Annotated in this window: 12 protein-coding genes; 3 read left to right on the top strand and 9 right to left on the bottom strand. The window is 55.6% G+C overall.

From position 1 onward, the window contains the following. Nucleotides 1-49: 49 nt before the first annotated feature. The 8 genes from MUU47_RS23235 to fadE all read right to left on the bottom strand — a co-directional run bounded on the left by MUU47_RS23235 (nucleotide 50) and on the right by fadE (nucleotide 11,077). Nucleotides 50-1,696, bottom strand: coding sequence for a glycoside hydrolase family 13 protein (locus MUU47_RS23235; protein ID WP_258990517.1), 1,647 nt, complete (start codon nucleotides 1,694-1,696; stop codon nucleotides 50-52). Nucleotides 1,697-1,699: 3 nt separating this feature from the next. Next, a complete protein-coding gene (locus tag MUU47_RS23230; protein WP_258990515.1) occupies nucleotides 1,700-3,340 on the bottom strand; it encodes a glycoside hydrolase family 13 protein in 1,641 nt (546 codons plus the stop codon). Nucleotides 3,341-3,352: 12 nt separating this feature from the next. Further along, a complete protein-coding gene (locus tag MUU47_RS23225; RefSeq protein ID WP_258990514.1) occupies nucleotides 3,353-4,447 on the bottom strand; it encodes an ABC transporter ATP-binding protein in 1,095 nt (364 codons plus the stop codon). Nucleotides 4,448-4,449: 2 nt separating this feature from the next. Further along, nucleotides 4,450-5,295 carry a carbohydrate ABC transporter permease gene (locus MUU47_RS23220; protein ID WP_258990606.1) on the bottom strand — a complete coding sequence of 282 codons (846 nt, stop codon included), beginning with the start codon at nucleotides 5,293-5,295 and terminating at the stop codon, nucleotides 4,450-4,452. Next, on the bottom strand, nucleotides 5,295-6,212 hold the full coding sequence (locus MUU47_RS23215) for a carbohydrate ABC transporter permease (protein ID WP_258990513.1): 918 nt from the start codon (nucleotides 6,210-6,212) through the stop codon (nucleotides 5,295-5,297). Before MUU47_RS23215 ends, MUU47_RS23220 begins: the two co-directional genes overlap by 1 nt. Further along, entirely contained in the window at nucleotides 6,213-7,478 is a 1,266-nt protein-coding gene (locus MUU47_RS23210) for an ABC transporter substrate-binding protein (protein WP_258990512.1), read from the bottom strand. A gap of 201 nt (nucleotides 7,479-7,679) precedes the next feature. Further along, entirely contained in the window at nucleotides 7,680-8,450 is a 771-nt protein-coding gene (locus MUU47_RS23205) for an amidohydrolase (RefSeq protein WP_258990511.1), read from the bottom strand. Between the two features lie 182 nt (nucleotides 8,451-8,632). Then, the gene (fadE, locus tag MUU47_RS23200) at nucleotides 8,633-11,077 is read right to left on the bottom strand and encodes an acyl-CoA dehydrogenase FadE (protein WP_258990510.1); all 2,445 of its coding nucleotides are present in this window, start codon (nucleotides 11,075-11,077) and stop codon (nucleotides 8,633-8,635) included. A gap of 237 nt (nucleotides 11,078-11,314) precedes the next feature. On the opposite strand from fadE, the gene lpcA reads away from it, so the two are divergent. Continuing rightward, nucleotides 11,315-11,896, top strand: a complete 582-nt coding sequence (lpcA, locus tag MUU47_RS23195; protein WP_110511600.1) for a D-sedoheptulose 7-phosphate isomerase — start codon at nucleotides 11,315-11,317, stop codon at nucleotides 11,894-11,896. Nucleotides 11,897-11,945: 49 nt separating this feature from the next. After that, nucleotides 11,946-12,713 (top strand): class II glutamine amidotransferase, encoded by a 768-nt coding sequence (locus MUU47_RS23190; RefSeq protein ID WP_159775957.1) that lies wholly within the window; start codon nucleotides 11,946-11,948, stop codon nucleotides 12,711-12,713. Here MUU47_RS23190 and dpaA read toward each other — a convergent pair. Beyond that, a complete protein-coding gene (gene dpaA / locus MUU47_RS23185; protein ID WP_125355807.1) occupies nucleotides 12,684-13,421 on the bottom strand; it encodes a peptidoglycan meso-diaminopimelic acid protein amidase in 738 nt (245 codons plus the stop codon). The genes MUU47_RS23190 and dpaA overlap by 30 nt on opposite strands. 403 nt (nucleotides 13,422-13,824) lie before the next feature. Between dpaA and MUU47_RS23180 the strand changes: the two genes are divergently transcribed. Then, a complete protein-coding gene (locus tag MUU47_RS23180; protein ID WP_258990508.1) occupies nucleotides 13,825-15,168 on the top strand; it encodes a Na(+)-translocating NADH-quinone reductase subunit A in 1,344 nt (447 codons plus the stop codon).

The raw sequence follows: 15,168 nt of genomic DNA, 5'->3' as shown, positions 1-15,168 counted from the left end.
GGTAAAACCCCCCTCAATAGTTTGCCTGCTCAACAGTTTGCCCGCTCAACTACAGCTTATAAATACGCGTCTCCCAACGATGAAGTCGGTAAAGCTCATCAATCTCCGCATAATTCCCCAGCATGCGCGTCGCGCCTTCAAGCTGTAATTCTGTTTCAGGCCAGCGGGCCGATTTCGACGACAGATTACACAGCACCAGAAACGTTTCATCGCCCAATTCGCGGCGATAAGCGTAAATCTGTGGGTGATCCGCCAGCTCCAGCTGATAACGCCCGTAGATAAGCGCGCGTTCTTTCTTACGCAGGCTGATTAACGCGCGATAAAAGTTGAGTACTGAATCCGGGTCCTGGCGCTGGCTGGCGACGTTGATGATTTCGTAGTTGGCATTAACGTGAAACCATGGCTTCGTCTCGCTGAAACCGGCGTTGGGGGAGTGGCTCCACTGCATCGGCGTACGGGAATTATCGCGCCCGGTATGGGTAAGGAACGCAATAATTTCCTCCTCGCTTTTACCGAGCGCCTCCATTTCGCACCACATGTTTTTCGCCGAGACATCGTCAAAATCAGCCAGCCCGTTGAAGCGGGTGTTAGTCATGCCGATTTCCTGGCCCTGATAGATAAACGGCGTGCCCTGCATCAGAAAGTAGAGTGCGGCAATGCAGGTGGCGCTTTCCCGCCAGTAATGTTGGGTGTCACCCCAGCGCGAAGTGATGCGCGTTAAATCGTGGTTTTCGACGTACAGCGCGTTCCAGCCTTTGCCTTCCAGCGCCGCCTGCCAGCCGGTGAATATCGTTTTCAGTACCGAAGGCTCTGGGCGCAAACCGGCTTCCGGTTCCCACAGACGAACGTGTTCGAACTGGAAAACCATGTTCAGACGATTGCGATGCTCTCCGACCCACTCCTCAGCGTGTGCAGAGTCCAGGCCATTCACTTCGCCGACGGTCACAATGTCATAATGCTGAAACACCTTTTGGCTCATGTCGTCGACGTAGTCGAGCAGCCCGTCGTAGTTCAGATGGCTTTTCATCGACGGCACATAGCGCAATTTGTCCGGGTTCGGCACATCGGCAAGTGTCGGTTCTTTTTTCATATGGCAAATCGCGTCGATACGAAAACCGTCGATCCCTTTCTCCAGCCACCAGTGCATCATGTCGTACACCGCCCGGCGCACGTCGTGATTTTCCCAGTTCAAATCTGGCTGGCGACGGGTAAACAGGTGCAGATAATACTGCTCCGTTTTCGCGTCATATTCCCAGGCCGAACCTTTAAAAATTCCTTCCCAGTTATTGGGCTCTGCTCCGTCTTTGCCGTCGCGCCAGGTGTACCAGTCGCGTTTGGGGTTATGGCGAGATGAGCGGGATTCAAGGAACCACGGATGTTCGTCGGAAGTGTGGTTGACCACAAGGTCGATAATCAGGCGCATGCCGCGCAGATGAACCTGTTCGAGCAGATGGTCGAAATCGGCCATCGTGCCAAATTCGGCCATGATCTCCTGATAATTGCTGATGTCATAGCCGTTATCGTCATTCGGTGAAGTGTACATCGGGCAGATCCAAATCAGATCGATGCCAAGGTCTTTCAGGTAATCGAGTTTCTCGGTGATGCCATTCAGGTCGCCGATGCCGTCCCCGTTGCTGTCCTTAAAGCTGCGTGGATAAATCTGGTAGGCCACCGCCTCTTTCCACCAGTTCGCCATCGTTTACCTCCCGATTAGTAACGCAAAAGATTCATAAGGTTGCAGCTCAAGACTCACCGCCAGCTGATCACGCGGCGCGTAGTTGCTGGCAAGACACTCGCCGTGCAAGGCCTGCATCTCCTCGGGGATCTCCAGGGTGAGATGCTCGGCGGAGAAATTGTTGATAACCAGCAGCCGCTCGTCGTCGAGCGTGCGCAGCCACGCAAACACCTGCGGGTGGTCAGCCATCACCGGCTGGTAATCGCCGTAAACCAGCACCGGATACTGCTTGCGCAGGGCAATCAGATTCTGGTAATGCCAGAGGATCGAATCCGGCTGTTCAAGGGCTGCCGCGACATTTATCTCCGGATAGTTCGGGTTGACTGAAATCCACGGCGTGCCGGTGGTGAAACCAGCGTTGGGACTGGCGTCCCACTGCATCGGCGTGCGGGCGTTGTCGCGCCCATTGGCATGAATGCCCAGCATCATTTCTTCATGGCTGACGCCTTCTGCCAGCCGTTCGCGGTACAAATTCAGGCTTTCGATATCGCGGTAATCGTTGATGTCGCTGAACTGCACATTGGTCATACCGATTTCTTCGCCCTGATAGATATACGGCGTGCCTTTCAGACAGTGCAGGGCGGTGGCAAGCATTTTGGCAGAGGCTTCGCGGAATTCGCCTTCATCGCCAAATTTCGACACCGCGCGGGGTAAATCGTGGTTGCTCCAGAACAGCGAGTTCCAGCCGTCATCGGCCAGCGCGGTTTGCCATTTGTCGATAACCACTTTGAAGTCGGCGAGCACAAACGGCTTGCTGCGCCATTTCCCGGCGTGTTCATCCCAGAACTGTTTGATGTGGTCGAATTGAAACACCATCGACAGTTCTTCACGTTTAGCACCGCTGTACAGCAGGGCGTCTTCGGGGGAAGCACTCCAGGCTTCGCCCACGGTGACGTAATCGCCGTTGCCGAAGGTGGCGCGGTTCATCTGGCGGATCAGCGCATGCAGATTTTTGCCGTTGGCCATGATTTGTGCATCGACTTCTTTGCCGATGAGGTCGATAACGTCCATGCGAAAACCGCCGATGCCTTTCGCCAGCCAGCGGTTCATCATGGCGTGGACCTCTTCGTGCACGCGCGGGTTTTCCCAGTTGAGGTCCGGCTGGCGTTTAGAAAATTGATGCAGGAAATATTCGCCACTGGCTTCGTCAAAGGCCCAGCCGCTGCCGCCAAAATAGGAGCGGAAATTATTCGGTGGCCCGCCGTCTGCCGCTGGTTGGCGCCAGATATAGAAATCACGGTACGGGTTATCCTTCGATTTCAGCGCTTCAAGAAACCACGGATGTTCGTCGGAGGTGTGGTTGACGACTAAATCCATCAGGATGTGAATGTCGCGCTGTTTGGCTTGTGCAATCAGGGTGTCCATTTGCGCCAGGGTGCCAAATTCGGCAGCAATATCTTCGTAGTCGGAGATGTCGTAGCCGTTGTCGTCCATCGGCGAGCGGTAGACCGGCGAGAGCCAAATCAGGTTGATGCCGAGCTGGTGGAGGTAATCGAGTTTGCTGATGATGCCGGGAATGTCGCCGATGCCGTCTCCGTTGCTGTCCATAAAGCTGCGCGGGTAGATTTGGTACACCACCGCGTTGTGCCATGCTTTTTTTTCCACTGGGATCTCCTTTTAAATTCGCGTGAAAGCCCGCCCACCCGCCTCAAACAAATAGCAACTCTCCGTCGGCAAACGCAGCCCAACCCGCTGATCGGGCGTGATCTCCAGCCGCGACGTCAGGCGGATAACCAACGGCTCGCTGCCATAGCCGCTATTAACGTACAGCAACGTTTCGTTGCCCATCTGCTCGACAAACAGCACTTCGCCTTCCACATCGGCCACGGCTAAATCAATAAGCTGGACGTGCTCTGGGCGGACCCCCAGCCATACGCTGTCGCCGACTTTCCCACCAAGCGTATTCACCGGCAGCACAATGCGTTGTCGGTTTTCGAGATCCACAACCGTCTCCTGCTCGCCCGTTTCTGCGATCGTGCCTGCAACCAGATTCATTTTAGGCGACCCAATAAACTGTGCGACGAACAGGTTGGCGGGATGATCGTACAGCTCCAGCGGGGAACCGACCTGCTCAATCTGCCCCTGATTAAGCACCACGATGCGGTCGGCCAGCGTCATTGCTTCCACCTGGTCATGGGTGACGTACAAAATCGTGGCGTTGATGCGTTTATGCAGCGCGGCAATTTCCATGCGCATCTGCACGCGCAGCGAGGCGTCGAGGTTGGAGAGCGGTTCATCGAACAAAAACAGGCTCGGCTCACGCACAATCGCCCGGCCAATCGCCACGCGCTGGCGCTGACCGCCAGAGAGATCTTTCGGCCGTCGGTCGAGCAGATGCTCAAGCTGCAAAATGCGCGCGCTGGCCTGCACCTTTTTGTCGATTTCCGTCGGCGGCAGCTTCGCCATTTCCAGCGCGAAGGCCATATTCTGGTACACCGTCATATGCGGATACAGCGCGTAGGACTGGAACACCATCCCGATGCCCCGCTCAGACGGTGAATCGTCGTTGACGCACACGCCGTCGATGCGCATTTCGCCGTCGCTGATTTCCTCCAGCCCGGCGACCATCCTTAACAACGTGGATTTGCCGCAGCCCGACGGCCCGACGACCACCACAAACTCGCCGTCGTTAACGGTCAAATCCAGGGGCTTAATCACCTCTGATGAGGTGCCGTAGCGTTTAGATATTTTATCGAGTACCAGTTGCCCCATAGTTATCCCTTAATCGCTCCGCTGGTCAGCCCGCTGACAATGCGTTTCTGGAAGATGAGCACCAGCACAATAATCGGCAGCGTCACCACCACCGAGGCCGCCATAATGCTGCCCCACGGCAGTTCAAAGGTCGATGCACCGCTGAACATGCTGATAGCCACCGGCACGGTGCGCTTGTCGCCGGAAATAATGAACGTCAGTGCAAACATGAATTCGTTCCACGCGCCAATAAACGCCAGCAGCCCGGTAGTCACCAGCGCAGGCGCCAGAATCGGGGCAAATACCCGGCGAATAATGGTCCAGGTTTTCGCCCCGTCGACAATCGCCGCCTCTTCCAGCTCCACCGGAATCGACTTCATAAAAGTGGTCAGCACCCAGACGGTGAACGGTAGCGAAAAGGTGGTGTACGACAGCACCAGTGCGCCGAGGGAGTCGTACAGCCCCAGAAAGCGCACTAGCTCGAACATCCCGGTCAGTACTGCCACTTGCGGGAACATCGACACGCAAAGAATGGTAAACAGCAGGAATTTACGTCCGCGAAACGGTACCCGCGCGAGGGCGAACGACGCGGTAATCGACACCAGCAGACAGATGCCGACGGTAATCGTCGCCACCAGCACCGAGTTCAGCAGGCTGCGGGCGATGCCGTTATCCACCAGCGCCACCACGTAGTTGTGCCAGTGAAAGCCGTTCGGCAAATAGGCGGGCAGAAACAGTTCCTGCCCGGTGCGTAGCGAGGTCAGAATGGCGTAATAAAACGGGAAAACGCAGAACAGTACGGCGACGGTCGCACCACAATAAATCACCAGCTGGTGGCCGAATCTGCGCTGACGACGGGTGGTTTTCATCACCGCTTCTCCTTCTCGTTAAGCTTCGAGACGCGGATAAAGCAGGCGGCAATGCCCGCCACCATCATAAACACCAGTACCGACGCCGCAGATCCGACACCCATATCCTGATAAGAGATGATTTGCTCGCGGGCGTAACCGGAAATCGACATCGTGGCTTCGCTGTTGGAGGTCAGCACGAAAATCAGATCGAAAATGCGCATCGCATCCATTACCCGGAAGATAAGCGCCACGATCATTGCCGGCAGGATCAGCGGCAGCGTAATGCGCTTAAAGCGTTGCCAGGCGCTGGCCCCGTCGACGCGAGCGGCCTCATACAGATCGCCAGGGATCAGCTGTAGCGCAGCCAGCAGCATCAGCGCCATAAACGGCGTGGTTTTCCAGACATCGGCAATCACCACCGCCCACATCGACAGCGACGGCTCGGCGATCCACGCCAGATGCGCCTGATAGCCAAAGATTTTCGCCAGAAGATCGTTCACCACGCCGTACTGATCGTGGAACATCCAGCCCCACATTTTGGCACTGACGATAGTCGGGATCGCCCACGGTACCAGAATGGCAGTGCGCACCAATCCCTGACCGCGAAACTTCTCGTTCATCAGCAGCGCCAGCAGCATCCCAAGCAGCAGTTCAAGACTGACGGAAACCAGCGTAAACCACAGCGTGTTGCCGACCGCCTGCCACCACAGCGGGTCCACCAGCACACCGCTGGTTTGCCCATCATGATTGAGGTAATAGTTTGCCAGCCCGACCATCTGATAGTCGCTCGGGTTGTCGAGCATGGCGTTGGTAAAGCTGAAAAAGAAGGTGCGTGCCAGCGGCCAACCCGCCGCCAGCGCAAGGAGAATCAGTGCGGGCGCCACCAGTATCCACGCGATACGGCGGCGCCGCTGTTGATAGCCGAGACGGGCCAATTAATGCCAGTCCTTCCCTTTCACGCGCTCAAGGCGTTTTTGCAGATCGGCCACGGCGGTTTTGCCGTCGCTGCCACCGTTGAGCACCTTGAAGGTCACGTTAAAGATGGCGTTAGAGACGCGCGGATACTGACTTTTGGTCGCCGTCGCCGGACGCGGCACCGCATTGGCGAAGATCTCTTTGAACATCGTCAGATGCGGTGCGGTTTCCAGTACCGTTTTGTCTTCATACAGCGCCGAACGCGTCGGGGCGAAGCCGAGGTATTTCAGCTGCATTTTCTGCGAATCGGCATCAGTGAGGATTTTCAGCAGCGCAATCGCCGCCTCTTTGTTTTTGGTGTTACCGTTAATCGACCACTGCCAGCCGCCCAGCGCGTTGGCTGATTTACCGTCAGGCCCGGCAGGCAGCGGTGCGACGCCGACTTTGCCTTTCAGCGGGCTGTCTGCGCCCTGCGAGAGCAAATACGCATAAGGCCAGTTGCGCATAAACAGCGCGTCTCCGTTCTGGAACACTGCGCGGGACTCTTCCTCTTTGTAGCCCAGGGCGCCTTTTGGCGTGATTTTGCCAATCCAGCCCGCGACCATATCCAGTGCGGCCGCCGCCTTCGGATTATTAATGGTCACGTTCCCTTTTTCATCGATGAACGTGCCGCCGCCGTAGGAATCAACCCACTCCAGCGCGTTACAGGTCAGGCCTTCATACGATTTCCCCTGGAAGATCATCCCCCAGAAGTTTTTATGTCCTGCCTTACGTTCTTCCGCCTGAATTTTGGTGGCGATACGCGTTAAATCAGCCCAGGTTTTTGGCGGCTGTTCGTTGTATTTTTCGAGCAGGTCTTTGCGGTAATAGAGCACCCCGGTATCGAGATAAGCCGGAATGGCTTTCACTTTGCCGTTAACGGTGTCGTTGGCCCACGGGCCAGGGAAGAAATCGCCTTTCATATCGGCAACGGCATCGGTTAAATCGAGCGTTTGCTTATCCAGCAGGCCGACCCAAATGGTGTCGGACTGGAAGAGGTCCACTGCTTTTTCATCTTTTGCGGCGAACAGTTGCTGGAGCAGGGCCAGCTTTTCATCCGACGCCGCCGGGAATTCGATAAATTCCAGCTTGTTGTTGGTCTGTTTCTCGAAACGGTCTTTGACGTAGTTGCAGTATTCCTTACCGCCAGGGGAGATCGGACATTCCATACGCAGGGTATCGGCAAGCGCGGCGTTAGCAACGCCCGCCAGCGCTAAGGTAATAAGACTTAACGTCAGCTTTTTCATTCTGTCCTCATTATTAACTTGCTGTAGAGGTGGGTATAAAAAGTAAACACGCCATCTCCAAAGCTAGTTAACAACGAGGCCGATCAGCAAGTTAGCAGCCTAATCTTTGTGTCAAATCTGGAGCTAGTGCACGGATATGGTTTTTATTTAGCGCTTCGGTGAAAGAAGCGCTAAAGCAGTGTGGGAAAGGAGAAGGGTTAATCAGCCAATCGTGAAGCCGTCCGCATCTTGCCATGCCGGGAATTTTTCGCGGTATTCCAGTAAGGCGGGGAGTGACAGTTCGGCATTAATCAGCGTTGCCTGATGCGGTTCGGCACTGACGATGATTTCGCCCTGTGGGTTGATAACCCGGCTGTCGCCGCGATAGTGATGCCCATTGCCGTCGGTGCCGACGCGGTTACAGCCGATAACGTAAGCCTGGTTCTCAATGGCGCGAGCGGTTAACAGCGCCTGCCAGTGCAGAGAACGTGGGGCAGGCCAGTTGGCGACGTACAGCGCCAGATCGTAATCGTTGCGGTTACGCGACCACACCGGGAAACGCAGGTCGTAACATACCAGCGGCAGAATGCGCCAGCCGCGCCATTCGAACACCAGACGCTCGTGGCCTGCTTCATAATGATGATGTTCATCCGCCATACGGAACAGATGACGCTTGTCATAGCGATGCACCTGGCCTTCAGGCTCAACCAGCAAAAAGCGGTTCACTGGGCCACGATCGGTTTGCAGCGCGGCGCTGCCTGCAATGAGGGCGCCAGTTTGCTGCGCTTTTTCATGCATCCACGCGACAACTTCTTCTTCCGGCAACGACTGGGTGGCCGCTTCCATCGCAAAGCCGGTGGTGAACATCTCTGGCAGCACAATCACATCACGCCCATGAATCGCTTCCAACTGACGATCGAAATGACGCAGGTTAGCGGGGCCGTCCATCCACACCAAAGGTTGTTGTAATACTGTTACTTTCAGATTGGGCACTGTCAGAAACTCCCGATTATAGGCTTACGAGTCACTGTTCTACCTTATCAGGGACAGGCGAGAGTGCGTAACATTTCAATGAAAAAAGCGGAGAAGAGTCTCCGCTTTTAGGATGATGACTTGGTCATTTATTTGCCGGGTGGCGCTGCGCTTACCCGGCCTACAACCAAAAGGGATAAGGGTTACGCGGCCTCAATCTTGCGGACTTTCTCCGGCAGCTTTACCGGCCTGGTCGCCAGCGCATCCGGTTCGAAATCGTCAACGTTAATACTGCGCAGACGGCTTTCTTCGGCTTTGGTCAGAATATCCGCTTCATCCTGGTCAATCAGCCCTTTGGCAAGCGCGTTCCGGGCCAGCTCATCGAGACGGGTGAACGGCAGGTTTTTGCCAATCTCTTTGCAAATACGCTGATGAATCGGATCGGCGGCCATTACGTCCAGCAGCGCTTGTTCCAGTAGGCCAACCGGGTTGTGCTCGCTCGGCGTCAGGTACTGGCCGCGGCCGATACGTGAACGGGTCGCGCTTGGTACCTGCAGGATTTTCGCCACGGCGTGATCCAGCTTGTCTGACGGTGCGACGTAGTGACGACCGGTCGGGAAGATGACGAAGCGCATTACGCCTGCCACAAAGCCGTTCGGGAAGTTACGCAGCAGGTCATCCATCGCCTGTTCAGCCTGATGCAGCGCGTCCTGAACGCCCCAATGAACCAGCGGCAGATCTGCTTCGTTACGGCCTTCGTCGTCATAGCGTTTCAGCACCGCAGAGGCCAGATAGAGTTGGCTCAGCACATCCCCCAGACGGGCGGAGATACGCTCGCGGCGCTTCAGGCTGCCGCCGAGTACCGCCATTGATACGTCAGACAGCAGCGCCAGGTTGGCACTCAGGCGGTTCAGGTGCTGATAGTAGCGACGGGTCGCATCGTGCGTCGGCGTACTGCTGGTCAGACCGCGAGTCAGACCCAGCCAGAAGCTGCGAACTTTGTTGCTCCCCACGTGGCCGATGTGTTTAAACAGCAGCTGGTCGAAGGCGTTAAGATCGTTATTCTGTGCGGCGGCCATCTCTTCGAGCACGTACGGATGGCAGCGGATCGCGCCCTGGCCGAAGATCATCATGCTGCGCGTCAGAATGTTAGCGCCTTCCACGGTTATCGCAATGGGTGCACCCTGATAAGCACGGGCGAGGAAGTTGCCTTCGCCGAGCATAATGCCTTTCCCGCCGGTGATATCCATCGCATCAATAATTGACTGCTGACCACGGTGGGTACAGTGATATTTCACAATCGCCGATAGCACTGCTGGTTTTTCACCGAGCATGATCCCGTAGGTGATGAGCGACCCCGCAGCGTCCATCACGTACGCGTTGCCTGCGATACGCGCCAGCGGTTCTTCGATCCCTTCCATTTTACCGATAGAGATTTTGAACTGACGGCGGATGTGCGCATAAGCCCCGGTCGCCATTGCCACGGATTTCACGCCGCCCGTGGAGTTTGACGGCAGGGTGATGCCGCGACCCACAGACAGACATTCCACCAGCATACGCCAGCCCTGACCGGCCATTTTTGGCCCGCCGATGATGAAATCAATCGGCACGAAAATATCCTGACCGCGGGTCGGGCCATTCTGGAACGGCACGTTGAGCGGGAAGTGACGACGGCCAATTTCCACGCCCGGCGTACCGGTTGGGATCAGCGCACAGGTAATGCCTAAATCTTCCTCGCCACCCAGCAGTTTGTCCGGGTCAGAAAGTTTGAATGCCAGACCGAGCACGGTCGCAATCGGCGCGAGGGTGATGTAGCGTTTGTTCCAGGTGAGGCGCATGCCGAGCACCTGCTCACCCTGCCATTCGCCCATGCACACCACGCCGGTATCCGGAATGGCGCCCGCATCAGAACCGGCTTCCGGGCTGGTCAGTGCGAAACACGGGATTTCCTGACCACGTGCCAGACGCGGCAGGTAATGATTTTTCTGCTCGTCGGTGCCGTAATGCTGCAACAGTTCGCCCGGGCCGAGGGAGTTTGGCACACCGACGGTGATCGCCAGGATCCCGGAGACGCCGGACAGCTTTTGCAGCACGCGAGACTGTGCATACGCAGAGAATTCGAGACCGCCGTACTCTTTCTTAATGATCATCGCGAAGAAGCGGTGTTCTTTCAGATAGGCCCACAGTTCCGGCGGCAAATCCGCCAGTTCATGCGTTATCTCGAAGTCGTTCGCCATGCGGCAGGCTTCTTCCACCGGGCCGTCGATAAACGCTTGTTCTTCCGCGGTCAGCTGCGGCTGTGGATAGTTGTGCAGTTTTTTCCAGTCCGGGTTGCCCTGGAACAGATCGCCTTCCCACCAGGTGGTGCCTGCGTCGATCGCTTCTTTCTCGGTGCGCGACATTGGCGGCATCACTTTGCTGAAGGTGCGGAACACCGGCGCGGAGATCATCGCTTTACGCATTGGACGCAGGTTAAACGGCACCAGAATGATTGCCAGAGGCACCAGCAGCCAGATGTTCCACAGGCCAGAAGCCGCGAGCGCCCCGGTCCAGACCAGCAAAATAAGGCTGCTCAGCAGAAGATTAACCCGGTGATAGAAGAGCACGCCGAGCAGGATAACGGTGGCAATAATACTCAAAATCATCATAAAGAAATGCTCCCTTGCTTGTAGGAGGTCTGACCACTTGTGATGTATTGGTTGTAGTGGATGTTATTTCTTTTATCAATGTGTTTACAAAATAATTACAACATAGCTCACACTGTTGCCGTTTTCGGTGGCACGGATTATCAAAAGCGCCGGGGATAACTGAGCTGAATGCTTCTCGCTGCATCCGCTATCCGTTACACTGCTGAGGTTAATCATTAAAGCGGAAGGACACTCCTCATGTACCAGGATCTTATTCGTAACGAACTGAATGAAGCAGCGGAAACTCTGGCCAATTTCCTGGCCGATGAAGCGAACATTCATGCGATTCAGCGTGCAGCAGTGCTGCTCGCAGACAGCTTCAAAGCGGGCGGGAAAGTACTCTCCTGTGGTAACGGGGGCTCCCATTGTGACGCAATGCACTTCGCGGAAGAGCTGACCGGTCGCTACCGTGAAAATCGTCCAGGCTACCCGGCGATTGCCATTTCAGACGTCAGCCATCTCTCCTGCGTCAGCAATGATTTCGGCTACGAATATGTGTTCTCTCGTTATGTTGAATCCGTAGGCCGCGCCGGTGACGTACTGTTCGGGATTTCCACCTCCGGCAACTCCGGTAACGTGATTAAAGCGATTGAAGCTGCGCGCGCTCAGGGCATGAAAGTCATCACCCTGACCGGCAAAGACGGCGGCAAAATGGACGGTTCTGCTGACGTTGAAATTCGCGTGCCGCACTTCGGTTACGCCGACCGCATTCAGGAAATCCATATTAAGGTTATCCATATCCTGATTATGCTGATCGAAAAAGAGATGGTAAAAGCATAAGTGGTAGCGGGGGCCCGCCCGGGTTCCCGTTTTATGTGTGAGGTGAATTATGTGCGAACTGCTCGGGATGAGCGCCAATGTGCCAACCGATATCTGCTTTAGTTTTACCGGGCTGGTTCAGCGCGGGGGCGGCACCGGGCCGCATAAAGATGGCTGGGGCATTACCTTCTATGAAGGCAAAGGCTGTCGCACATTCAAAGATCCGCAACCGAGCTTTCAGTCGCCCATCGCCAAACTGGTGCAGGATTATCCGATCAAATCCTGTTCAGTGATTGCCCATATTCGCCAGGCTAACCGCGGTGAAGTGGCGCTCGAAAACACCCATCCGTTTACCCGCGAACTGTGGGGTCGCAACTGGACTTATGCCCATAACGGCCAGCTCACGGGCTATAAATCCCTTGAGACCGGACAGTTCCGCCCGGTAGGTGAAACCGACAGCGAAAAAGCCTTTTGCTGGCTGCTGCACAAACTGACCAGCCGCTATCCGCGCACGCCCGGCAATATGAACGGGGTGTTTAAGTACATCGCGTCATTGGCGTCTGAGCTGCGGGAAAAAGGGGTGTTTAACATGCTGTTGTCGGACGGACGCTATGTGATGGCGTTTTGCTCGACCAATCTGTACTGGATAACACGCCGTGCGCCGTTTGGCGTGGCAACGTTACTGGATCAGGATGTGGAAATTGATTTTCAGCGAGAGACCACACCGAACGATGTGGTCACCGTGATTGCCACACAGCCGCTGACCGGCAATGAAACCTGGCACAAGATTATGCCAGGCGAGTGGGCGTTATTTTGTCTCGGAGACCGTGTAGTTTGACGCCAGCTGCGAGCGAATCTCGTGGCTCAACGGCTTGCTGACTACGTAGCGACCACTCTGTACCGTCACCATCGGCGGCTTGTGAGTCTGCTCGAAGTAGTCATAGCCCGGCTTCAGCTGCGACCAGAAGTCTTTGTAATAAGAGAACTTGTGGCGTTCCATGTTCGCGTCGGTCATGCGGAACGGATAGATGCTGACCTGCACGCTTGACTGGCCAAATACCAGCGCACCGGTCACGAACTGGAAAATCTCATCAATGCCGGTATCGGTCATGGCGTAACAGCCAATCGACACGCAGGCACCGTGGATCATCAGGTATTTCCCTTCATAGCCATGCGAGCGATCGTAGTCGTTCGGGAAGCCAATATTAATGGCTTTATAGAAACGGCTATCTGGCTTGAGCTGGCTGCGGGAAACGTTATAGAAACCTTCCGGAGATTTAAAATCGCCCTGGCGCTGTTTCGGACCCAGGCCACCGGAATAGTTGCAGATTTTGTAGCTGTCGAGCAGCTGATACGTCTCACCCATCTTCACGTAAAGATCAAGAGTACGCTCTTCTTTGAAGATCTGGATATAAACGGGAGATCCCATTAATTGCTGTTTATATTCTTTGCTGACCGGGGTGGTCGAGCTATTACTGCTAAGCAAACCGGCAAACGAAACGCACGGGATCAACAGCATCGCAAGTAACAATGCGATTTTGCGCATACTACATGTTCCTTGATAAAACGGTAGAGACAGGCCGGGAGGCCCGAAATAGAACCCGAAATCAGAATTGTCTCGAATTGGTGCGCTCACATTAGCATCACCAAAGTTTTTCGCAAGTCCGGCGATTAGGGTTTACAAATTACTTTAGCGTTATACCTGCTTTTTGCTGCAATAGCAGTCAGAACTTTGCGCATTCGCTCGCAAATACCGACCCGTATACCCCGTAAATGCTGCGTTCTGACCTCACATCCTGTAAACTTGCCGCGTTTCACGACCAGGTTAAGAAAGGATGCTTTACTCTCATCGTACTGCCGCCAGCAGCACTCTCTGGCATCGGTTTTTCCTTTCTTGTTTTTCTCTACGCTGGGTTTAGTAGTAACGATTACGGATACCTGCTAACGACATGATTAAAATCACAAAAGGGCTTAATTTGCCCATCGCTGGCGCACCGTCACAGCACATTGCCGAAAGCGCTGCTGTATCGCGCGTGGCCGTGCTGGGCGAAGAATATATTGGCATGCGCCCCTCTATGGCCGTCCAGGAAGGCTCCCGGGTTCTCAAAGGGCAAGTGCTGTTTGAAGATAAAAAGAACCCCGGTGTGCGCTTTACTGCCCCGGCTAGTGGCGTTATCAGCGCCATTCATCGCGGCGAACGTCGCGTGCTGCAATCGGTAGTTATCGATATTGACGGCGATGATGCCGTCAGCTTCCCGCAGTTTGAGGTGGCAGACCTTGCAACACTTGGAAGAGAAACCGTCCAACAGCAGCTGCTGGAATCGGGTTTGTGGACCAGTCTGCGCACGCGCCCATTCAGTAAAATCCCGGCGCCGGGCAGCGCTCCGGTGGCCATTTTCGTCACTGCCATCGACACCAATCCGCTGGCGGCCGATCCGCAGCCGGTAATCTTTGCACACCGTGAAGCCTTTAACGCTGGGTTGACGGTATTGTCGCGTCTCACAGACGGAAAACTTCACGTTTGTCAGGCGAGCGGCGGCAAGCTGGGCGGCCACACGGTGGGTCAGGTGACGTTCAACGAATTTAGCGGCCCGCATCCGGCTGGTTTGCCAGGCACGCATATCCATTTCCTCGAACCGGTGAGCCTCAATAAGCAGGTCTGGCACCTGAACTATCAGGATGTCATCGCCATCGGCAAACTGTTTATCGAAGGCGAACTGTGGAGCGAGCGGGTGATTTCCCTCGCCGGGCCGCAGGTCAACACGCCGCGCCTGGTGAAAACGCTGCTCGGCGCAAGCCTCGACCAACTGCTGGCCGGTGAACTGGCTGAGGGTGAAAACCGTGTGATTTCCGGTTCGGTGCTCAGCGGCACCCACGCGCAGGGGCCATACGCATTCCTCGGCCGCTATCACTTGCAGGTCAGCGTGGTGAAAGAAGGGCGCGAGAAAGAACTCTTTGGCTGGGTCATGCCGGGCAAAGATAAATTCTCGATAACCCGCACCACGCTCGGCCATTTTCTCAAGCGCAAACTGTTCGATTTCTCGACCGATACCAACGGCGGCGAGCGTGCGATGGTGCCCATTGGCAACTACGAGCGCGTCATGCCGCTGGATATTCTGCCGACGCACCTGCTGCGCGACCTGCTCGCCGGTGATACCGACAGCGCGCAGGCATTGGGTTGTCTGGAACTTGACGAAGAAGACCTGGCGCTTTGCACCTACGTTTGCCCGGCAAAATACGAATACGGCCCCGTGTTGCGTGACGTCTTAACCCGCATTGAGCAGGAAGGATAA

Source organism: Scandinavium hiltneri, from assembly GCF_024764835.1.
Taxonomy (GTDB): Bacteria; Pseudomonadota; Gammaproteobacteria; order Enterobacterales; family Enterobacteriaceae; genus Scandinavium; species Scandinavium hiltneri.
The sequence above is the reverse complement of the archived record's forward strand: the minus strand, read 5'-3'. Positions and strand labels throughout refer to the sequence as shown.